The organism is Caballeronia sp. NCF2 (assembly GCF_023631205.1).
In the GTDB taxonomy this organism is placed as follows: Bacteria; Pseudomonadota; Gammaproteobacteria; order Burkholderiales; family Burkholderiaceae; genus Caballeronia; species Caballeronia zhejiangensis.
This window is the reverse complement of the sequence record NZ_JALQDN010000035.1, coordinates 23,459-43,828: the sequence shown is the minus strand read 5'-3', so window position 1 is coordinate 43,828 and position 20,370 is coordinate 23,459. Positions and strand designations below refer to the sequence as shown.

Annotated in this window: 19 protein-coding genes and 1 riboswitch; of the genes, 11 read left to right on the top strand and 8 right to left on the bottom strand. The window is 63.4% G+C overall.

Going from position 1 to position 20,370, the window contains the following annotated elements; translation table 11 throughout:
* Nucleotides 1-53: 53 nt before the first annotated feature.
* On the bottom strand, nt 54-980 hold the full coding sequence (locus NCS02_RS13625; RefSeq protein ID WP_250523191.1) for a LysR family transcriptional regulator: 927 nt from the start codon (nt 978-980) through the stop codon (nt 54-56).
* Nucleotides 981-1,108: 128 nt separating this feature from the next.
* Here NCS02_RS13625 and NCS02_RS13620 point away from each other — a divergent pair, with 128 nt between their 5' ends.
* The 11 genes from NCS02_RS13620 (at nt 1,109) to NCS02_RS13570 (ending at nt 12,499) form a co-directional block, all read left to right on the top strand.
* On the top strand, nt 1,109-1,552 hold the full coding sequence (locus NCS02_RS13620) for a CidA/LrgA family protein (RefSeq protein WP_250523190.1): 444 nt from the start codon (nt 1,109-1,111) through the stop codon (nt 1,550-1,552).
* Nucleotides 1,553-1,562: 10 nt separating this feature from the next.
* Complete coding sequence (locus NCS02_RS13615; RefSeq protein ID WP_008352604.1) at nt 1,563-2,285, top strand: LrgB family protein; 723 nt, start codon at nt 1,563-1,565, stop codon at nt 2,283-2,285.
* A gap of 82 nt (nt 2,286-2,367) precedes the next feature.
* Nucleotides 2,368-2,503, top strand: a riboswitch (S-adenosyl-L-homocysteine riboswitch).
* A 32-nt stretch (nt 2,504-2,535) separates the two neighbouring features.
* The gene (gene ahcY, locus NCS02_RS13610; protein WP_008352605.1) at nt 2,536-3,957 is read left to right on the top strand and encodes an adenosylhomocysteinase; all 1,422 of its coding nucleotides are present in this window, start codon (nt 2,536-2,538) and stop codon (nt 3,955-3,957) included.
* A gap of 78 nt (nt 3,958-4,035) precedes the next feature.
* The gene (locus NCS02_RS13605; protein WP_008352606.1) at nt 4,036-4,389 is read left to right on the top strand and encodes a phage holin family protein; all 354 of its coding nucleotides are present in this window, start codon (nt 4,036-4,038) and stop codon (nt 4,387-4,389) included.
* Nucleotides 4,390-4,425: 36 nt separating this feature from the next.
* On the top strand, nt 4,426-5,265 hold the full coding sequence (gene metF, locus NCS02_RS13600; protein ID WP_250523189.1) for a methylenetetrahydrofolate reductase [NAD(P)H]: 840 nt from the start codon (nt 4,426-4,428) through the stop codon (nt 5,263-5,265).
* Between the two features lie 323 nt (nt 5,266-5,588).
* Nucleotides 5,589-7,223 carry an ABC transporter substrate-binding protein gene (locus NCS02_RS13595; RefSeq protein WP_250523188.1) on the top strand — a complete coding sequence of 545 codons (1,635 nt, stop codon included), beginning with the start codon at nt 5,589-5,591 and terminating at the stop codon, nt 7,221-7,223.
* Between the two features lie 125 nt (nt 7,224-7,348).
* Nucleotides 7,349-8,359 carry an ABC transporter permease subunit gene (locus NCS02_RS13590; RefSeq protein ID WP_008352611.1) on the top strand — a complete coding sequence of 337 codons (1,011 nt, stop codon included), beginning with the start codon at nt 7,349-7,351 and terminating at the stop codon, nt 8,357-8,359.
* A gap of 91 nt (nt 8,360-8,450) precedes the next feature.
* Nucleotides 8,451-9,368 (top strand): ABC transporter permease subunit, encoded by a 918-nt coding sequence (locus NCS02_RS13585; RefSeq protein ID WP_008352613.1) that lies wholly within the window; start codon nt 8,451-8,453, stop codon nt 9,366-9,368.
* 1 nt (nt 9,369) lies between these two features.
* Complete coding sequence (locus NCS02_RS13580; protein ID WP_175979632.1) at nt 9,370-10,362, top strand: ABC transporter ATP-binding protein; 993 nt, start codon at nt 9,370-9,372, stop codon at nt 10,360-10,362.
* Nucleotides 10,359-11,363 carry a peptide ABC transporter ATP-binding protein gene (locus tag NCS02_RS13575; protein ID WP_250457112.1) on the top strand — a complete coding sequence of 335 codons (1,005 nt, stop codon included), beginning with the start codon at nt 10,359-10,361 and terminating at the stop codon, nt 11,361-11,363. The genes NCS02_RS13580 and NCS02_RS13575 overlap by 4 nt, the downstream gene beginning before the upstream one ends.
* Nucleotides 11,364-11,407: 44 nt before the next feature.
* Nucleotides 11,408-12,499: a TraB/GumN family protein gene (locus tag NCS02_RS13570; RefSeq protein WP_175979630.1), complete on the top strand. Its 1,092-nt coding sequence runs from the start codon at nt 11,408-11,410 to the stop codon at nt 12,497-12,499.
* A gap of 29 nt (nt 12,500-12,528) precedes the next feature.
* Here NCS02_RS13570 and NCS02_RS13565 read toward each other — a convergent pair whose 3' ends face one another.
* From NCS02_RS13565 to wecC, 7 genes are all read right to left on the bottom strand, one after another.
* Nucleotides 12,529-13,326 carry a heparin lyase I family protein gene (locus tag NCS02_RS13565; RefSeq protein ID WP_250523187.1) on the bottom strand — a complete coding sequence of 266 codons (798 nt, stop codon included), beginning with the start codon at nt 13,324-13,326 and terminating at the stop codon, nt 12,529-12,531.
* Nucleotides 13,326-14,075: a WecB/TagA/CpsF family glycosyltransferase gene (locus NCS02_RS13560; protein WP_175979628.1), complete on the bottom strand. Its 750-nt coding sequence runs from the start codon at nt 14,073-14,075 to the stop codon at nt 13,326-13,328. Before NCS02_RS13560 ends, NCS02_RS13565 begins: the two co-directional genes overlap by 1 nt.
* A 37-nt stretch (nt 14,076-14,112) precedes the next feature.
* Nucleotides 14,113-15,192, bottom strand: coding sequence for a glycosyltransferase family 4 protein (locus tag NCS02_RS13555; RefSeq protein WP_250435313.1), 1,080 nt, complete (start codon nt 15,190-15,192; stop codon nt 14,113-14,115).
* Nucleotides 15,193-15,272: 80 nt separating this feature from the next.
* Entirely contained in the window at nt 15,273-16,550 is a 1,278-nt protein-coding gene (locus NCS02_RS13550) for a VpsF family polysaccharide biosynthesis protein (RefSeq protein ID WP_250440280.1), read from the bottom strand.
* Nucleotides 16,551-16,552: 2 nt separating this feature from the next.
* On the bottom strand, nt 16,553-17,680 hold the full coding sequence (locus tag NCS02_RS13545; protein WP_250523186.1) for a glycosyltransferase: 1,128 nt from the start codon (nt 17,678-17,680) through the stop codon (nt 16,553-16,555).
* Complete coding sequence (locus tag NCS02_RS13540; RefSeq protein WP_250523185.1) at nt 17,677-19,104, bottom strand: lipopolysaccharide biosynthesis protein; 1,428 nt, start codon at nt 19,102-19,104, stop codon at nt 17,677-17,679. The genes NCS02_RS13545 and NCS02_RS13540 overlap by 4 nt, the downstream gene beginning before the upstream one ends.
* Entirely contained in the window at nt 19,097-20,341 is a 1,245-nt protein-coding gene (gene wecC, locus NCS02_RS13535; protein WP_175979623.1) for a UDP-N-acetyl-D-mannosamine dehydrogenase, read from the bottom strand. The genes NCS02_RS13540 and wecC overlap by 8 nt, the downstream gene beginning before the upstream one ends.
* Between the last annotated feature and the right edge of the window lie 29 nt (nt 20,342-20,370).

Sequence of the window (20,370 nt, the reverse complement as noted above, 5' to 3'; positions counted from 1 at the left end):
TGACGCGCCGGTCCGCTCATCGCGGGCCGGCGCGTTTTTTTTTTGCGTGGATGTCACCGGTTTCGCGGAAAGCCATCGGCCATGAAATCCTGATCCAGATTCGCGGGCAGCATTTCCCGCGCGACCTCGATCCACGCGCGCGCCGCGTGCGACAGATAACCGTTGCGCCGCCAGCCGAGCGCCATGTCCCAGTGAATCTCGGGCGCGACGATCGGACGGCAGGTGAACGCGTTCGCGTCGAGACGCCGGCAGTACGGCGCGGGCAGCAGCGCGATGCCGATGCCTGCCTGCACGAGCGCCGCCATGAAATCCCAATGCCCGCTGCGGCCGACGATCGTCGGCGCGAAACCCGCGTCACGGCACGCGTTGAGCACGACGTCGTTGAGCGCGAGGCTCTCGCCGTAGAACACGAACGGTTCCGCGGCGAGATCGGTGAGCGCGACTTCGCGGGCGTCGTCCCAGCGCGAACCCTTCGGCGCGACGAGCCAGAGAATCTGCCGGCTCACGGGCAGGACGTCGAACATCGCGGTGTCGACCGGCTGCAAGACGCCGCCCAGTTCGAGCTCCCCGTCGATGAGCGCCGCCTCGATCGCCTTCGAGCCGCGCTCGAACAGCTTCAGCTCAACTTTCGGATAACGGCGACGGAACGCGGCGATGGCCGGCGTGAAGAGCGATCCGCCCATCGGCGGAATACCGATCGTCAGCGTGCCGCGCCCGAACGTGCCGAGATCGTTCAACTCCGCTTCCAGACGCGCGTGCGCCGCCAGCACCTCGACGCCGCGCTGATAGACGATCTGGCCGGCGTCGGTCAGCACCATCTGACGCCCCTCGCGCAGAAGCAGCGGCGAGCCGACCTCGTCCTCCAGCGCCTTCACCATCTTGCTGATGGTCGGCTGCGTCACGAACATGTGTTCGGCGGCAGCGGTGAAGCTCTTCTGCTTCACCACTTCGATGAAGTACCGCAAGGCGCGAAATTCCATCGTCGGCTCCGAATTCCAGTTTGGAATGATTCGAATAAGGTTAAGTCATTTTTATTATGCAAGGTGCGCCCATATACTCAGCCTACGGGATAACCCTAATTAGTCGCCTTCAGCCCGCGAGAGCCGCCATGTCCACCGCCCTGCCGATCAAAACGCCGTCCGCCTTCGCCCGCTTCCTGCGCGTCGCGGTGCAGTCCGCCGCGCTCGCGGGGATCTGGGTCGTAGCGGATTTCGTCGCGCGCACGCTGTCGCTGCCCGTGCCGGGCGGCGTGATCGGCCTCGTCGCGCTGCTCGCGCTGCTGTTCTGCGGCGGCGTCGCGCCGCGCTGGGTCAAGGCGGGCGCGGACTGGCTGCTGTCCGACATGCTGCTCTTCTTCATCCCGGCGGCGGTCGCGGCGGTCCAGTACGGCGGCCTGTTCATGGAAGACGGCTGGCGGCTCGCGCTCGTGGTCGTCGGCGGAACGTTGATGGTGATGGTGGCCGTGGCGTTCGCCGTCGACCGTGCGGCGCGCCTGGAACGCCGTCTCGCCCTGCGCCGTGTGCTCGTCGCGCGACACGCGGCCCGCGCCTGAGCGAGCGGACATGAACCACTTCTTTGCCTCGCTTCTCGAAGACGACGCCGCGCGCCTCATCGCGGCCGGCTGCTTCGTGCTGACCGTCGCGCTGTACTTCGCGGCCAAGCATCTGTACGCGCGCTTCCGGCGGCCGTGGCTCACGCCGCTTCTGGCCGTGCCGGCGGTGCTCGCGGTCATCGTCGTGATTGCGCGCATTCCGTACTCGGTCTATTACACCGACACGCGCTGGCTCATGTGGCTGCTCGGACCGGCGACGGTCGCGTTCGCGGTGCCGATCTATGAGTACCGCGAACTCATCAAGCGGCACTGGATTTCGCTGACCGTCGGCGTGACGGTCGGCATTTTGGTGGCGGTCGGCGGTTCGCTCGCGCTCGCGAAGCTGCTGCATCTGTCGCCGGAATTGCAGCGCAGCCTCGCGACGCGTTCCGTGTCGACGCCGTTCGCGCTCGCCGTCTCCGACAAGATCCACGCGCCCAAAGACCTCACCGCGCTCTTCGTGATCGCGACGGGCGTCTGCGGCATGCTCTTCGGCGAAATCGTGCTCGCGCTCGTGCCGCTGCGCACGCGGCTCGCGCGCGGCGCGTTGTTCGGCGCGGCGGCGCATGGCGTCGGCACGGCGAAGGCGCGCGAACTGGGGAGCGAAGAGGGCGTCGTCGCGAGTCTCACGATGATGATCGCCGGTGTCGTGATGGTGCTGCTCGCGCCAGTGCTTTCCGTACTGCCTTTCTGAGCGCTTGCGCGCGCCGCGAAAGTCCCTCTTCGGCGTCTCGAAAACGCATTCGCCACACGAGACTTTGCTACAATCGACGCTCGTTTCCGAGGAGCGTTGCGACGGGCGATTCATCGAATCCGCCCGCCAGGCTCGGAAGCATTCAATCCGGACGGTTCGAAAGCGCCAGGCAGTCAAGGCGCCCGCTGAGCCACCGCATCGAACGGCGCTCACGTCAACATTTCTAGTCTTTTTAGAAAAGGAGGGCGTGATGAACGCCGCAGTTCTCGATTCCAACGGTTCCAAGGATTACATCGTTGCCGACATGTCGCTTGCCGCATGGGGCCGCAAAGAGCTCGACATCGCCGAAACGGAAATGCCGGGTCTCATCCAGACGCGCGAAGAGTACAAGGCGCAGCAGCCGCTGAAGGGCGCGCGCATCGCCGGCTCGCTGCACATGACGATTCAAACGGGCGTGCTGATCGAAACGCTCACGGCGCTGGGCGCGGACGTGCGCTGGGCATCGTGCAACATCTTCTCGACGCAGGATCACGCAGCTGCAGCGATCGCCGCGGGCGGCACGCCGGTGTTCGCGTTCAAGGGCGAATCGCTCGACGAATACTGGGAATTCTCGCATCGCATTTTCGAATGGCCGAACGGCGAATTCGCCAACATGATTCTCGATGACGGCGGCGATGCAACGCTGCTGCTCATCCTCGGCGCGAAGGCGGAAAAGGACCGCTCGGTCATCGCCAAGCCGACGAACGAAGAAGAAATCGCGCTCTACAAGTCGATCGCGAAGCACCTCGACGCCGATCCGACGTGGTACTCCACGCGCCTTTCGCACATTCAGGGCGTGACGGAAGAAACCACGACGGGCGTGCATCGCCTGTATCAGATGGAAAAGGAAGGACGCCTGCCGTTCCCCGCCATCAACGTGAACGATTCGGTCACGAAGTCGAAGTTCGACAATCTGTACGGCTGCCGCGAATCGCTCGTCGACGGCATCAAGCGCGCGACCGACGTGATGATCGCCGGCAAGATCGCGGTCGTCGCGGGTTACGGCGACGTGGGCAAGGGCTGCGCGCAATCGCTGCGCGGTCTGGGCGCGACGGTGTGGGTCACGGAAATCGATCCGATCTGCGCGCTGCAAGCCGCAATGGAAGGCTACCGCGTCGTGACGATGGAATACGCCGCGAGCCGCGCCGACATCTTCGTCACCGCGACGGGCAACTATCACGTCATCAACCACGATCACATGAAGGCGATGCGCAACAACGCGATCGTCTGCAACATCGGCCACTTCGATTCGGAAATCGATATCGCGTCGACGCGTCAATACACGTGGGACAACATCAAGCCGCAGGTGGATCACATCGTCTTCCCGGACGGCAAGAAGATCATCATTCTGGCTGAAGGGCGTCTCGTGAACCTCGGCTGCGCGACGGGCCATCCGTCCTTCGTGATGTCGAACTCGTTCACGAACCAGACGCTCGCGCAGATCGAACTGTTCACGCAGGGCAAGAAGTACGAGAACAAGGTCTACGTGCTGCCGAAGCATCTCGACGAAAAGGTCGCGCGCCTGCACCTCGGCCGTATCGGCGCGGAACTGACCGTGCTGTCGGACGAGCAGGCCGGCTACATCGGCGTCGACAAGAACGGCCCGTTCAAGCCGAACCACTACCGCTATTAAACGCTGACGGCAGCCGTAACAGGCGCGGGCGTGACGACCACGCCCGCGCGATTCAACGCATCAACCGGAGATTTCTCGATGACCGTGCTGCTGACATGGCTGATCAACGCGCTCGCGCTGCTGATCATCACCTACCTCGTGCCTTCGATTCATATCCGCAGTTTCGGCACGGCGCTCATCATCGCGGTGGTGCTGGGTCTCATCAACGCGATCATCCGGCCTGTTCTCATCATTCTCACGTTGCCGGTGACCATCGTCACGCTCGGGTTCTTCATACTCGTCGTGAATGCGCTGTGCTTCTGGCTGTGCTCGTCGCTGTTGAAGGGCTTCGAAGTATCGGGCTTCTGGTCCGCGTTCTTCGGCTCGATTCTCTACAGCATCGTGTCGTGGCTGCTGTCGGCGCTGATCTTCGGGAATCGCAACTTCGGTTGACGTTGGACCGCGCGCTGCCGTGCGTCAAAAAACATCATGAAACCGATCGAACTCTCATTCGAGTTTTTCCCGCCGAAGACGCAGGAAGGCGTGGACAAGCTGCGCGCGTCCCGCGCCGAGTTGAAGAAGCTCTCGCCCAAGTTCGTCTCCGTGACGTTCGGCGCGGGCGGCTCCACGCAGCAAGGCACGCTCGACACCGTGCTCGAAATGGCCGCGGAAGGCTTCGAGGCCGCGCCGCATCTCTCGTGCATCGGCTCGTCGAAGGACAGTCTGCGCGCCATTCTCTTGCAGTACCGCGAGCACGGTATTCGCCACATCGTCGCGCTGCGCGGCGATCTGCCTTCGGGCATGGGCGAAGTCGGCGAGTTGCGCTATGCGTCGGAACTGGTGGCGTTCATCCGTCAGGAGCACGGCGACTGGTTCAACATCGAAGTGGCCGCGTATCCGGAGTTTCATCCGCAATCGAGGTCGCCGAAAGCCGATCTCGAAAACTTCGCGCGCAAGGTGAAGGCGGGTGCGAACTCGGCGATCACGCAGTACTTCTTCAACGCCGACTCCTACTTCAAGTTCGTCGAGGAAGCACGCAAGCTCGGCGTCGACGTGCCGATCGTGCCGGGCATCATGCCGATCACGAACTTCTCGCAACTGATGCGCTTCTCCGACATGTGCGGCGCTGAAGTGCCGAAGTGGATCGCGCGGCGGCTTGAAAGCTTCGGCGACGATCGCGAGTCGATCCGCGCGTTCGGCGTCGACGTGGTGACGGGCCTGTGCGGCCGTCTCATCGATGATGGCGCGCCGGGTCTGCACTTCTACACGCTCAACGGCGCGTGGGCGTCGAAGACGGTTTGCGAACGTCTCGGCTTCAAGAGCGTCTGATCAGCATCAATGTTCACCCGCGCGGCGCTCGCCGCGCGGTTCTTTCTCTGAATCCCCTTACCGTCGTCTTTTTTGCGTTAGCGCGCGCCTATTCGAGCAATATTTCGTCGCCCGATGTATCAGGTGCGAACATGCCCGATAACCTACCCTTATCGGAGCGCTACCGACGACAAACTCTAGTGGGGAAAACCAAGTACACGTGTCACTTTTGTTCGTGCTAGGGTAGCGCCCACTTTGCGCGTGTGCTTCGAAAAAAGCGGGGCGGCGCGATCAAGTACACTCGCGCTACGTCGGCCAGAAGCCGGCATCGACTTGGAGGAAACATGAACAAAAACAGCCTGTTGCGAGCCATCCGCGGATCGGCGCTCGCAGGCGCCGTCGCCACCGCGACGCTCTTTGCAGCACCCGCGGCACACGCCGCGGGAATCCCGAACAAGACGCTCGTCTATTGCTCGGAAGGCAGCCCGGCCGGCTTCGATCCGGCGCAATACACCACCGGCACAGATTTCACCGCGAACACCTTCACCGTCTATAACCGTCTCGTCGAATTCGAGCGCGGCGGCACGAAAGTCGAGCCCGGTCTCGCCGAAAAGTGGGACGTGTCGTCGGATGGCCTCAGCTACACGTTCCATCTGCGTCACGGCGTGAAGTTCCAGACGACGTCGTTCTTCAAGCCGACGCGCGAATTCAACGCGGATGACGTGATCTTCACGTTCAACCGCATGCTCGATCCGAACAATCCGTTCCGCAAGGCGTACAACGTCCAGTTTCCGTACTTCACGGACCTCGGCATGGACAAGCTGATCTCGAAGATCGAGAAGGTCGATCCGTACACCGTGAAGTTCACGCTGAAGGAAGTCAGCGCGCCGTTCATCCAGAACATGGCGATGGAATACGCGTCGATCCTGTCCGCCGAGTACACGGACAAGCTGCTGAAAGACGGCAAGGCCGCCGACATCAACCAGCAGCCGGTCGGCACGGGTCCGTTCATCTTCCGCAGCTACACGAAGGACGCGACCATCCGCTTCGACGGCAATCCTGATTACTGGAAGCCGAACGCCGTGCAGATCAGCAAGCTGATCTTCTCGATCACGCCGGACGCGGCCGTGCGCGTGCAGAAGCTGAAGAACAACGAATGCCAGGTGATGAGCTATCCGCGTCCGGGCGATATCGCCGCGCTGAAGTCGGCATCGAATGTCGATACGCCGTCACAGGCGGGCTTCAACGAAGGCTATGTCGCGTACAACGTGACGAAGAAGGGCCTCGACAACACCGACGTGCGCCGCGCGCTCGACATGGCGATCAACAAGAAGGCGATCATCGATTCCGTGTATCAGGGCGCGGGCCAGCCGGCCACCGCACCGATGCCGCCGACGCAGTGGTCCTACGACAAGAACCTGAAGGGCCAGACATACGACACCGCGAAGGCGAAGGAACTGCTCGCGAAGGCGGGCTTCCCGAACGGCTTCGAAATCACGCTCTGGGCGATGCCGGTTCAACGCGCGTACAACCCGAACGCGCGACTGATGGCGGAAATGATCCAGGCCGACTGGGCGAAGATCGGCGTGAAGGCGAACATCGTTTCGTACGAGTGGGGCGAGTATCTGAAGCGCGCGCACGCGGGCGAACACGATGCGCTCCTGATCGGCTGGACCGGCGACAACGGCGACCCCGACAACTGGCTCGGCACGCTGCTCGGCTGCGACGCCGTGAAGGGCAGCAACTTCTCGAAGTGGTGCTACAAGCCGTTCGACGAACTCGTCGTGAAGGGCCGTTCGACGACCGATGTCGCCGCGCGCACGAAGGCTTACACCGATGCGCAGCAGATCTTCGCGCAGCAACTGCCGTTCTCGCCGATCGCGCACTCGACGGTGTATCAGCCGGTGAGCAAGAAGGTGACGAATATGAAGATCGAGCCGCTCGGCTACGTTCGCTTCGATGGCGTCGGCATGCAATAAAGTTTGTCTACGGAACGCTTTTTGCACTAAACCATAGTTAATCGAACAGGTCCGGCGGCGCGGGTCCACAAGATCCAAGCCGCCGGTCACGTTTTGAGTCCTCCCAATACCGAAAAGGACGATCCATGTTCCGATTCGTTTTGCGACGCATAGGAATGGTGATACCGACGTTCATCGGCATTACGATTCTCGCGTTCGCGCTCATCCACCTGATTCCCGGCGACCCCATCGAAGTGATGATGGGCGAGCGTGGCGTCGATCCCGCGATGCACGCCGAAGCCATGAAGCGCCTCGGTCTCGACCAGCCGCTGCCGGTCCAATACCTCACCTACGTCGGGCACGCGCTGAAAGGCGATCTCGGCACGTCGATCATCACGAATACCAGCGTGATGGGCGAGTTCCTCGCGCGCTTTCCGGCGACCGTCGAACTCTCCATCTGCGCGATGATCTTCGCGCTCGTCGTCGGCTTGCCGGCGGGCGTCGCGGCGGCGCTCAGGCGCGGCACGGTCGTCGATCACGGCGTGATGGGCACCGCGCTCACGGGCTATTCGATGCCGATTTTCTGGTGGGGCTTGATCCTCATCATGTTCTTCTCGGCGAAGCTCGGCTGGACGCCGGTGTCGGGCCGCATCGCGGTCGAATACGACATTCCGCACGTCACCGGCTTCATGTTGATCGACGCGCTCTTCTCGAGCGACGAAGGCGCGTTCACGTCGGCGGTGTCGCATCTGATTCTGCCGACCATCGTGCTCGGCACGATTCCGCTGGCGGTCGTCGCGCGCATGACGCGCTCGTCGATGCTCGAAGTGCTGCGCGAGGACTACATCCGCACGGCGCGCGCGAAGGGTTTGTCGCCGCTGCGCGTGGTCGTCGTGCATGCGCTGCGCAACGCGCTGATTCCTGTCGTGACCGTGATCGGCCTGCAGGTCGGCACGCTGCTCGCGGGCGCGGTGCTGACCGAGACGCTGTTCTCGTGGCCGGGTGTCGGCAAGTGGCTCATCGACGCCATTTCGCGCCGCGATTATCCGGTCGTGCAAGGCGGCATTCTGATGATCGCGACGCTCGTGATCGTCGTGAACCTGGTCGTCGATTTGTTGTACGGCGTGTTGAATCCGCGCATTCGCCATACTCGCTGAGGAAAACATGTACCTCCACGCTCACACTTGTTCGCTGCCCCCCAAGGGGGCGCATGCCTCGCTTGAGGCCGCTCGGCGCGAGGCATAACGAATGGCTGACGTTCAAAACAATCTCCCGCCGGGCGCGCTCACGCCGCCGTCCGGGCGCATGGTCGCGGCGCGCGAATTCTGGGCGAATTTCTCGCGCAATCGCGGCGCCGTCGTCGCGGGCGTGATCGTGCTCGTGCTGATTCTCGTCGCGCTGCTCGCGCCGCTGATCGCACCGCATAGCCCGATCGAGCAATATCGCGATTACGTGAAAATTCCGCCCGCGTGGCTCGAAGGCGGCAACCGCATGTTCCTGCTCGGCACCGATGAAGCCGGCCGCGACATTCTCTCGCGTCTCATGTACGGCGCGCGGCTGTCGTTCTGGATCGGCTTCGTGTCGGTCGTGCTCGCGCTGATTCCGGGCGTCGTGCTCGGTCTGATGGCCGCGTTCTTCCACTGGCTCGATACGCCGATCATGCGCGTGATGGACGTGCTGCTCGCGTTGCCTTCGCTGCTGCTCGCGGTCGCGGTCGTCGCGATCATCGGGCCGGGGCTCGTCAACACGATGCTCGCCATCGCCATCGTCGCGCTGCCGGGATACGTGCGTCTCACGCGCGCGTCGGCGCTCGGCGAATTGCAGAAGGAATACGTGACGGCATCGCGCGTCGCGGGCGCGGGCACCGTCCGCCTGATGTTCTCGCAAGTGTTGCCGAACTGCGCCGCGCCGCTGATCGTGCAGGCGACGCTCGGTTTCTCGTCCGCGATTCTCGATGCTGCCGCGCTCGGCTTTCTCGGCCTCGGCGTGCAGCCGCCGGCGGCGGAGTGGGGCGCGATGCTCGCATCGGCGCGCGATTACATCGAAAGCGCATGGTGGATCGTGACGATGCCAGGCCTGTCGATCCTGATCTCGGTGCTCGTCATCAATCTGCTCGGCGACGGTCTGCGCGATGCGCTCGATCCGAAACTCAAACGGATGGGCTGACATGAACGATCTTCTGACTATCCGCAATTTGCAGGTGACGTTCGGCGGCACGCAGGCCGTCGATCGCATCGATCTGTCCGTGAAGCCGGGCGAAGTCGTCGGCGTCGTCGGCGAATCCGGCTCGGGCAAGAGCGTCACGATGATGGCGCTGATGGGCCTCATCGACGCACCGGGCAAAGTAACCGCCGATCAGGTCACGTTCGACGGGAAGGATTTGCTGAAGGCGTCGGCGCGCGCGCGTCGCAGGATCATCGGCAAGGACATCGCGATGGTGTTTCAGGACGCGCTGACGAGCCTGAACCCGAGCTACACCGTCGGCTATCAGATCAAGGAAGTACTGAAGCTGCACGAAGGTCTGCGCGGCGATGCGCTCGACAAACGCGCGCTCGAACTGCTCGATCAGGTCGGCATTCCGGACGCGAAGAACCGCATCAATTCGTTTCCGCATCAGATGTCGGGCGGCATGAATCAGCGCGTGATGATCGCGATGGCGGTCGCATGCAATCCGAAGCTTCTGATCGCCGACGAGCCCACCACCGCGCTCGACGTGACGATCCAGGCGCAGATCATGGAACTGCTCGTGAAGCTGCAGAAGGAACGCGGCATGGCGCTCGTGCTGATTTCGCACGATCTCGCGGTCGTGTCCGAAGTGGCGCAGCGCGTCGCGGTGATGTACGCGGGCGAGATCATCGAAACGAATCATGTGCCGACGATCTTCAGCGAGCCGCATCATCCGTACACGGAAGCGCTGCTCGCGGCGATTCCCGAACATTCGCGCGGCGCGGAACGTCTCGCGGCGCTGCCGGGCATGGTGCCGGGCAAGGACGATCGCCCGAGCGGATGTCTCTTCGCGCCGCGCTGCAAATATGTCGTCGACGATTGCCGGAAGGCGCGGCCGAATCTGTATCAGCTCGACAAGAACGATCCGGCCGTGCGGGCGCGCTGCATCAAGCCGTTGAACATCGATGTGGTCGTGGAAGGAGGCGCGCGATGAACGCCGTACCGAAGGAATCGAATCAGGACATCGTGCTCGCCGCCGACAGGCTCACGAAGCATTACGACGTGAAACGCAGCGCGTTCAAGCACGGCACGGTGAAGGCGTTGAACGGCGTGTCGTTCGAATTGAAGCGCGGGCGCACGCTTGCGGTCGTCGGCGAATCGGGATGCGGCAAGTCCACGCTCGCGCGTCAATTGACGATGATCGAAGCGCCCACGTCGGGCCGCTTGCTGATCGAAGGCGACGATGTCGCGGGCGCGAGCCGTGCGAAGATCGCCGAGTTGCGTCAGCGCGTGCAGATGGTGTTCCAGAACCCGTTCGCGTCGCTGAATCCGCGCAAGACCGTCGAGCAGACGCTCGGCGAACCGCTCGCGATCAACACGAAGCTCTCGTCGACGGAGCGCGCCGAGCGCATCGCGAAGATGATGCGTACCGTCGGCTTGCGGCCGGAACACGCGTCGCGTTATCCGCACATGTTTTCGGGCGGGCAGCGTCAGCGCGTGGCGATCGCGCGGGCGATGATTCTCGATCCGCAGATCGTCGTCGCCGACGAGCCGGTGTCCGCGCTCGACGTGTCGATTCAGGCGCAGATCCTGAATCTGTTCATGGATCTCCAGGCGCAGTTCGGCACGAGCTACGTGTTCATCTCGCACAATTTGTCGGTGGTGGAGCATATCGCCGACGACGTGATGGTGATGTACTTCGGCGGCGTCGCGGAAGTCGGCGACAAGAAGACGATTTTCGCGAAGCCGCGCCATCCGTACACGCGCGCGCTCATGTCCGCGACGCCCGCGATCTTCGAGGAAGACCGGCGCATCAAGATCAAGCTGCAGGGCGAGATGCCGTCGCCGCTCAATCCGCCATCGGGCTGCACGTTCCATCAGCGCTGCCCGTATGCGATCGAGCGATGCCGTGTCGAAGAGCCGAAACTGCGCGTGGTCGATGGACGTCAGGTGTCGTGCCATCGCGCCGAGGAGGTCGGCGAAGCCGAAGTCTGAATCTCGCCGGAAGGCTGCACGACGCGTCACGCGAATGTTTTAAGATGTCGATCGTGCAGGATTCAACCGTCAAGCCGCGCTTTTCGCGCGCGGCGTTCGCCAAAACGACAGCCCTCGTGCTGTCGTTCTTGCTGTTTACGGCGGGTGTCTCGGTGTCACCTTCGGGCTTCGCGGTGGTCGGATCGCGCACGCCGCAGGCCGCGGGCGATGCGGGGTCCGCCGCCGCGCCCGCCAATCCCGCTCCGCCGCCGCGCACGGACCGCTCGACCGGCACGACCGCGAGCGGCCCGGTGCGCGCGCAGCCGCCGCGCATGCCGTTCTACGTCGCGACCAAGGGCACGACGACCATCTATCTGCTCGGCACGCTCCATGTGGGTTTCGCGAGCGACTATCCGCCCGAGCAACCGTTTCGCAAATCGATACTCGCGGCGCTCGATGCATCGCCTACGCTCGCGCTCGAGATTTCCCCCGACGATCTCCTGCTCTCTCAAGACGATGTGAATCGTTATGGCATGTGCCGCAGCGCGTGTCTGATCGACTATTTGCCTGACTCGATGTGGAAGAAGGTCGAGGCGCGCATGCGCAGCAATCCGGCGGCGCTGAAGGAGATCCGGCATACGCGGCCATGGCTCGCATCGATGCTGATCGAAACCTACGACACGTTGAAGGCCGGGTTTCAAAGCGAGTACGGAACCGAGGCGCAGTTGCAGAACGTGTATCTTCGCGCGCGCGGGAAGATCGTCGGACTGGAAACGCTGAACGAGCAGATTTCGACATTCACGCGGCTTTCGTCGGCGCAGCAACGCGAAATGCTCGCGCAGGATCTCGTGCAGACGCCGGCGGAGAACGTCGCCGATGTGAAGGAGTTGCACCGGCTGTGGCGCATCGGCGACGCGGATGCGCTCAAGGCCTGGGACGACGCCAAGTCGAGCAAGCTGGCGCGGAACAAGGCGCTCGCGGCGCAGGTCGACAATCGCGTGGTGTATCAGCGGAATCAGCGGTTCGTGCAGCGGATCGTCGCCATCGCCGCGCCGGATAAACCGGTGTTCGTGGCGATCGGCGCGTTGCATCTCGGCGGGCCGCGGGGCGTGCTCGAGCTTCTGAGAAAGCGAGGGTTCGTGGTGGAAGCGGGGTGATCGCCAGATCGCCGGGCCAGCCGTCGACGTTATCGGCGCGGCGCGACCGGTGACGGCGCCGATTCCCGTTCGAGAATGTCGACGTTGCCGTAGTACATCGAGCGCTCGGTCACGTCGGACGGTCGCGTCATCCACCACCATTTGTAAATGCCGAGCTTGAGATATGCGTTCCGGTCGCCCGGATACGCATTCGCGCAAGTCTCGCACCGAGCGACGCGCGTTCCGTTCATATAGAGATCGGTTCGCGGATGAAGGCCCGTATCGTCCGGACGGTATCGCAGCAACCAGTCGACGACTTTTCCCCTGTCGCCCGAAGGCGCGCCGAAATCGATCGCATTGACGGGCTTCCCGGGGCCGCCACGGATCTCGAGCCGGTATCGCCCGCCGGCCAGCATCAGCGAGACGGGCGGGGAACCTGCGGAGGCGCCCTGATGCAACTGGAAGGTGATTTCCGGTTGCCGTGAATCGAGCCGATAGTCCGCGGGGATGACCGTGGACCACCGGATCTCGTATTCCTTGCCGATCGCGAAACGCGCGATGCGCTCGAAGCCGATTTCGGCACGCGGCGATCCGTTCGCGACGCGCGAGAAGTCGTCGGCACGGCTCATCGACAACTTCAGGGCGACGCCGCCAGCGACGGGCATCGCGACGGTGTCGAGCGATTCGGGCCTCGGCGTGTGGATCGTCAGGCGCGGATCGACGCCTTTGCTCCACTGGCTCCGAAAAACCAGCGCATAAGGGCGATCGCTATCGCTATCCGCGAGCACCGAGCACGCGGACAGCAGCATCGCGAAAACGGCGGCGAGCAAGACCGGCTTACTTGACATCAGGTTCTGCGGCGCGTCATCGAAGCGAGCGAAGCCCGCGCAAGCATCAACGCGAATTTGTTGTTCGTCACGAAGTAGCGGCGCCACATGCGGCGCGGCTCCTGAAAGACCCGGAACAGCCATTCGAGCCCGCAGCGCTGCATCCAGACCGGCGCGCGCCGCACTTTCCCCGCGACGACATCGAACGTGCCGCCGACGCCCATCACGAAGTCGACGCCGAGTTGTTCACGCCATCGGTTGATGAAATTCTCCTTTCTCGGCGACGTGATCGCGACGAACAACAGCCGCGCCCCGGACTGACGTATCTCATCGACGACGCGCTTTTCGTCGTCCCAGAAATAGCCGTGATGACGGCCTGCGATTCGCAATCCGGGATATCGGGCCGTGACCACGCTGGCCGTGCGATCGACCACGTCTTGCGTCGCGCCGAGAAGGAACACCGGCAACGCGCGCTCGGCGGCCATTTCCAGCAAACGCCCGAACAGGTCGACGCCCGCCACGCGCTCGCGTACCGGGAAGCCTAGCAGCCGCGCGCCCCATACGACGCCCATGCCGTCGATATTGACGATGTCGCAGGCGCGCACCGACTCCGCAAGTGCTTCGTCCGTCTGCATGTGAACGAGCTTTGCGACATTCACGACGACGTGCTGCGTGAATACCCGCTGCTCGACGCGTGCGCGAATCCAGTCGACGGTTTCGTCCATGGTGGCGACGTCCATCGGGCATGAAAAGATTTCGATACGGTTCATGTTTGAGAGAAGTAGTGCGAGGACACGTTCGGTCGTATCAGTGCAAGGCCTTGTCGTAAGCGCTCACCAGGCATTCGACCGTGCGTTCGATGGTGAACCGGTCGAGAAAGCGTTGTCTCGCTGCGGCAGCCAACTGCGTGCGCAGCGCCGGCGACGTGATCAGCTTGGCGAGTGCATCGCAGAGTTGATCGGCGGCATCGGGCGACACCAGCAATCCATCGCGCCCGTGAACGATGGCGTCCGTGACGCCGGGAATGTTCGTGGAAACGATCGTCGCGCCGTACGCCATCGCTTCGACGATGGCCACCGGAAAACCTTCACTGCGCGACGGCAAGACGAAGATGTCGGCATTCGCGAGCAACTGCGCCTTTTGTTCGCCCGTCGCCCATCCGAGGTGCTCCACTTCCATCGAAAGATTTCGATGTTCGACGTCCGTCAGGAACGCTTGGAGGTCGCCGCTGCCAGCGACAAGCAGCCGATACGGATGGCCGAGCCGTTTCAGCCGTTCCGCGGCTTCGAGCAGCACCTTGATGCCTTTGGCTTCCACGAGCCTGCCGAGGAACAGAATGGTTGGCGGCTGCGCGCCGGACCTGCCGAGCGCCACGTCCGACGCGGGATCCGAAATGCCGTTGTAGATGAGCTGACGCTTCTCCGGATGGCAGAGCCGGTCGCGATCCAGCCACGCTTCCATGTCACGCGACAGGCAGATCACCTGAGCAGCGCGCTTCCACATGAGACCGACTGCCTTGCGGCACAGCGCGGGAAGCGTTTCGATGTACTGCGCCATCGCGCCGTTATGCAGATGCAAGATGTACTTTTGGCGCAAGCCGATGCACGTCATGGCGAGGAGCCACTTTCTGAGCAGCGAGCCACGGACCGATGTGTGAATATGGACGATGTCGATATTCCGCGAGACCGCTCCGCTCACGACTTTCCACCACGCGCGCGCAAACTGCCGGATGCGTCGCAGCCCACCGCGGGCGCCGCATGTCGCCGCGAAGCTCAGCGTGTAGCCCTGCGATTCGAACAGCTCGCTGCGTTGCGCATATCCGCCGATCACGGAAGCGATACCGCCCTGCGCCGACATATCCGGGCCGACGTGAAGCACCTTTTGCACGGCGCGACCATGCGCGCCGGCAGACCTCGAAACACTCATCCTTCACTACCTTGCAGTTCGAATCGTTGACGCGAGCGCTTTCATCGGTCGCGGACATCCTCGGTGGACGAAGCGGGCAAACCGCCTTCGAAAGCTTCGCGAGCGCGCGGCGGCTTCTGCCGGCGCCGGTCCATCTCGCGGCCGGCGGCCCAGGCGAATACGGCGCAGAGATACAGCGCCGGCGTTTTCGTTGCGAGCGAGTTGTTGGTCATCGCCGTCATGAAGAAGGCGACGAACATTACGGACAAGCGACGACGGGTTCGGGCGTCCCGGTCATGTGCGATCCTGCGCAAACAGATCCAGATACAGGCGAGCAGCAGTAACGTGCATCCCAGGCCGAACATGAGCACGTACGCGACCAGAAAGTTCTCGATCACGCCGATATCCGCCCGATCCATCATGCGCGACACCGCGTCCGGGTCCGTTCCGGCGAGGACGCTTCTCCAGTCGAGGTAGTTCAGGATTTCCACGGACTGCAAACGGACGCCCGAACTGCTGTCGTAGGCGCCGACATTGGCAATCCGGTCGCCGAGCATGCCCGACGCCAGCATCCAGCCGACGAGGCCAATGGCGAAGGGCGCGCCCAGCGACACCAGCGCCATCCGGCCGACGGACCTCAGCCCGAAGCGAATGGACATCAGCGCATTCAAGGTCAGATAGACCATGAGCGCGCCCCGCGCGCCGAACGCCGATAGCGCCGCAGTCGTCAGTACGAACACCAGAATCGAAATCGCGGACGTGCCGCTCAGTTGCAATGCGACGGCGACTGTGACCAGGATCAGCGCGTTATTCAGCGGATGGCCGTGCAGGGCAGTCGCACGAAAATAGCTGCCGTACCATGTGTCGATTGGAATGAACTGCGTCTGCGTGACGACCTCGAAAATCGCCATCGCGCTTTCGAGGATCACGAATGCGAGACCCAGCCGCAAGGTGCGCCGCACCGTGCGTTGATCCATGAACGGCGCGACCGCCGCTATCCAGAACATGGCAAGGATCGTGTCGACGGCGAAACCCAGCGCCTGCGCGCCCGTGACGATCGCTTTCAGAATGAGGACGGCTATCGTGAAGACCGAGCACGCAATCGGTGTCCGGAAACTTCGGCAAGACCACGCCGACGGTCCCGCCGTGCGCCTGAGCACAAGCACGAGCACCGCGCCGACGGTGAACCAGACGTAAGGGTGGACCTTCAATCCACCCGCGCCCTCGTTGCCCGAATAGTTGAGGCCGAGCAGATTCAGGCCGGCTCCGCTGAGGAACAGCGCCAGCGACACGGCCGCGAGAAACATGAACGAAACGACGTTCGAGACGGACAGCCTCACGACTACGCTCCGGCTCCCTGAGTGGCCTTGTCATCGTGGGCCTGCAAACCGAGTTGCTCCAGATAGCGATCTCCGATTGCTTCAAGGGAGAACGCTCCGGCTCGCGCGATCAGCGCCGGCTTGTCGACGTCGCCGGTCAAAGACTCGATGATGGCCGCTGCCAGTGCTTTCTCGTCGTCCACGGGCACGAGGCGTCCGTACTTTCCGCCGTCGAGGATCTCGTCCGGCCCATGTTCGCAACGCGTGGACACGACCGGCAGTCCGAATGACAAAGCCTCGACGATCACATTGCCGAACCCTTCGCGCTTCGAGGAGCACACGAAAAGATCCGCGTTGCGATAGAGCTCCGCGACATCGCCGGCGAATCCGGGAAGACTGACGCTATCGGACAAACCCAGTTCACGGACCAGCGCCTCCAGACGAGCGCGGTCCTTGCCCTCTCCGGCGATGACGAGCGTGGCGTCGCCGCGCGTCTTCAGCACGGATGCGAACGCGCGAATCAGAACGTCGAAGCCTTTTTGCGCGCCCAGCCGCCCCACAGCGAGCACGGCGGCTCCACGCGGCTTTGCGTTCGCGACGGCGCCCGGTATGAAGCACGGGTTATGAATGACGACCACCTTGTCCGGCGCCCGGCCTTTGAGGCTGCGCCGGAGATCCTGTGCGACGCCTGTCGAGACCGCCACGATGGAATCGCTCGCCTGATAGAGCCATCGCGCGATCGCCCACTTGATTTTTGCCTTCGCGCTGGTCCTGTGCAGAGACCCGTACACCGAATCGGACGGAGCGAAGACGGAGTGCTCGCTGATCACCAGGCGCGTCCGGCTTGCGCCGAACAGTCTGGCCGATACGGAAATCAGGTTGGCATAGGGCAGAAACGACAGCACGGCCTCCGGACGTCTCGTCCTGATCAACGCACGCAGTTCGAGCACGCGCGCGAGATGCCCGGTCTTGCTCGCGACGACGACTTCGACGCCGGGTGGCAACTGATAAGCGGTTCCTTCCGTGTGAACGAAGAAAAACGGCCGGAAACCCTTCGAGACGAAGTGCTTCGCAATTTCGACGGCGACGCGCTCGGCGCCTCCGCCATGCAAGCAGGGAATATGAAACAGAACCTCGCGCTTGCCATTCATAGCTTGCCCCTCAGTGCTTCCCGAATGGAGCCCACGTTCGCGCCAACGCACATGCCGCAGAAGAGCGAAAGCGCGACGATCGCGGAAAGGCACTCCGTCCATATGCCGGCATGGCCCGCGCGATTCAGCACGTCGTTCGACAGCTCGCCCGCCGCCAGAGCCGCCGCGGCGAACGCAGACAGGAGGATCGCACCGCACACCACGCGCCCCAGATCCACGATGCCCCGCGCGAATGCGGCGCTGATGAGCAGCGCGACGACGTTCACCGCGAGAAGGCCGCGCACCATGCCGCCGCATCCGGCCATGCGCGCGCCGAAATATGTTGCGGCTACCGCGAGCGTCATCGTCAGAAGGTTGATGCTCATCAGCGCCTTGGTCCGCGCGTGCAGGTGATACGCCTGGTCGAAGAAATGCGCCCTGAACGCGGCAATCGTCGCGATCGCCAGCAGCGGCAGCACCAGTGGCAGCGCCGCGTTTCCGATCGACGGTCCCAGCATCAGCGGGAGCGCGACGTCACGCAGCACCATAACAACGATGGACACCGCGAACACGCAGGCCAGCATCAGCAGGCCGAGCCGGGCATGAAACGCGCGGTGCCCGGCTGCGGACCGCGACGCCTTCTCGCGCAAGAGCCACGGATAACACGGCGTCACGATCAGCAGGCAGGCGGCCGAGATGGCGTTGGTGATGAGCCCGCTGGCGGCGGCGTAGATACCGACGACGGCCGGTTGCTCGAACATCGCCAGAATGGGACGGTCGAGGCGCGTCATCGCCGTCGTGGCGATGAACACGGGTATGAGCGGCAATCCGTAATGCAGCATGGCGCGCAACTGATCCACGCTGAAGCGCGCGTGACGCATGACCGCAACCCTGTCGAAGCCGCAGAGAATCGCCTGCAGCACGAAGATGGCGGCGGTCCCATACAGGGTCAAGGTCATGGAATGCGTCAGTGACCACGCGATCAGTCCCGCGAGCGTCGCGCCGACGGTGAGCAGGAACGACGCGAATGCGTATCGCAACACGGCGCTGCCCGCCCGCGCGATTTCCTGCGTGTAAAGCGCCGCGCTTTTCGCCAGCGCGAGCACGCCGACGGCGAGCCACACCTGGCGGCTGCCGGCCTCGAACGCGAGCGCCAGAGCGATGGCGGCCAGCGCGACGAGTGCGATCGCCAGCCAGACGAGGTGACTCGTCCGCAGGTACGCATCGGCGTCGTCCTTCCGGGCCGAGGCCGTCCAGAAGCGCACGAAGGCCAGCCTGTGCCACTGAAAAACGACGGCCTGAAACGCCTCGACGAGCGCCAGATAGACCGCGAGCTGGCCATAGACCTGCGGGCCGAGCACGCGTGCGTAGGCCATCAGCGATACCACGCCTCCGGTCACGGATACGGCATAGCCCGCGGTAAGGCCAAGGCCGCGCCTAGCCACGAGCGAGCACTCCACGTGTATCGATCAGCACCTTCGACAGCATCCGGTTGCCGTCCATCGACGTGAACTCGCGGTGATCGACCAGCAGCACGATGATGTCCGCCGCGTTGATCGCGTCGGCCATGCTCATCAGTTCGATCTTGCCGCGCAGCGGCTGCGGCAATGCCGAAATGTTCGGTTCCACGGCGACGATTCCGCCGATGCGCGCATCCGCGAGCATGGCTACGATTTCCAGCGCCGGACTCTCCCGCAAATCGTCGATGTTCGCCTTGAAGGCGAGTCCCAAACACGCGATCACCGGCTCCTTGAACCGCGCGGCCGCGCGTTTGACGCGCTCGACCACCCAGTGCGGCTTCGAATCGTTCACGGCGCGCGCCGTGCGAATCAGGCGTGCTTCCTCGGGCGCCGAGTCCACGATGAACCACGGATCCACCGCGATGCAATGCCCGCCGACGCCCGGCCCCGGCTGCAGGATATTCACGCGCGGATGCCGGTTCGCGAGCCGGATCAGTTCCCACACATTGATATCGAGGCGGTCGCAGATCAGCGACAGTTCATTCGCGAACGCAATGCCCACGTCGCGCGACGCGTTCTCGGTCAGCTTGCACATCTCGGCGGTGCGCGCGTCGGTGATGACGCACTCGCCCGTGACGAAGGTTTGATAGAGCGCGCGCGCCGCTTCGCTGCAGCGCCGCGTCATGCCGCCGATGATGCGGTCGTTCTCCACCAGTTCACGAATCACATGTCCCGGCAACACACGCTCCGGACAATGCGCGATGCGAATGTCCGACGCCTCGCCGTTCTCCTGCGGAAAGCTCAGATCGGGCCGCATTTCCGCGAGCCATTTCGCCATCTGTTCCGTCGCGCCGACAGGCGATGTCGATTCCAGCACGACCAGGTTGCCTTTCTTCAGAACCGGCGCGATGGCGCGGCTCGCCGCTTCGATATAGGACAGGTCGGGCTTGTAGCCGTCGGTGAAAGGAGTCGGCACCGCCACCAGAAACGCATCCGCCGGTTCGGGCGACGTCACCGCGCGCAAATGCCCCTGCGTCACCGCGGCGTGCACCAGCATGTCGAGTTCCGGCTCGACGATATGAATCTCGCCGCGATTGATGGTATCGACGGCATGCTGATTCACATCGACGCCGATGACTTGCTTGCGGCGCGCGGCGAACGCGGCCGCCGTAGGCAAACCGATATAGCCGAGACCGATGACGGAGATTGTCTGGAATTCCATGACTGTGCTTCTTCTATCTTCTATTGCGA

What these genes read in the sequence shown, in the direction of transcription:
- NCS02_RS13595 (WP_250523188.1), top strand. Translation starts at nt 5,589, where the DNA reads ATGAACAAAAACAGCCTGTTGCGAGCCATCCGCGGATCGGCGCTCGCA.
- NCS02_RS13605 (WP_008352606.1), top strand. Translation starts at nt 4,036, where the DNA reads ATGACCGTGCTGCTGACATGGCTGATCAACGCGCTCGCGCTGCTGATC.
- wecC (WP_175979623.1), bottom strand. Translation starts at nt 20,341, where the DNA reads ATGGAATTCCAGACAATCTCCGTCATCGGTCTCGGCTATATCGGTTTG.
- NCS02_RS13590 (WP_008352611.1), top strand. Translation starts at nt 7,349, where the DNA reads ATGTTCCGATTCGTTTTGCGACGCATAGGAATGGTGATACCGACGTTC.
- NCS02_RS13545 (WP_250523186.1), bottom strand. Translation starts at nt 17,680, where the DNA reads ATGAATGGCAAGCGCGAGGTTCTGTTTCATATTCCCTGCTTGCATGGC.
- ahcY (WP_008352605.1), top strand. Translation starts at nt 2,536, where the DNA reads ATGAACGCCGCAGTTCTCGATTCCAACGGTTCCAAGGATTACATCGTT.
- metF (WP_250523189.1), top strand. Translation starts at nt 4,426, where the DNA reads ATGAAACCGATCGAACTCTCATTCGAGTTTTTCCCGCCGAAGACGCAG.
- NCS02_RS13565 (WP_250523187.1), bottom strand. Translation starts at nt 13,326, where the DNA reads ATGTCAAGTAAGCCGGTCTTGCTCGCCGCCGTTTTCGCGATGCTGCTG.
- NCS02_RS13575 (WP_250457112.1), top strand. Translation starts at nt 10,359, where the DNA reads ATGAACGCCGTACCGAAGGAATCGAATCAGGACATCGTGCTCGCCGCC.
- NCS02_RS13560 (WP_175979628.1), bottom strand. Translation starts at nt 14,075, where the DNA reads ATGAACCGTATCGAAATCTTTTCATGCCCGATGGACGTCGCCACCATG.
- NCS02_RS13615 (WP_008352604.1), top strand. Translation starts at nt 1,563, where the DNA reads ATGAACCACTTCTTTGCCTCGCTTCTCGAAGACGACGCCGCGCGCCTC.
- NCS02_RS13620 (WP_250523190.1), top strand. Translation starts at nt 1,109, where the DNA reads ATGTCCACCGCCCTGCCGATCAAAACGCCGTCCGCCTTCGCCCGCTTC.
- NCS02_RS13585 (WP_008352613.1), top strand. Translation starts at nt 8,451, where the DNA reads ATGGCTGACGTTCAAAACAATCTCCCGCCGGGCGCGCTCACGCCGCCG.
- NCS02_RS13570 (WP_175979630.1), top strand. Translation starts at nt 11,408, where the DNA reads ATGTCGATCGTGCAGGATTCAACCGTCAAGCCGCGCTTTTCGCGCGCG.
- NCS02_RS13580 (WP_175979632.1), top strand. Translation starts at nt 9,370, where the DNA reads ATGAACGATCTTCTGACTATCCGCAATTTGCAGGTGACGTTCGGCGGC.
- NCS02_RS13625 (WP_250523191.1), bottom strand. Translation starts at nt 980, where the DNA reads ATGGAATTTCGCGCCTTGCGGTACTTCATCGAAGTGGTGAAGCAGAAG.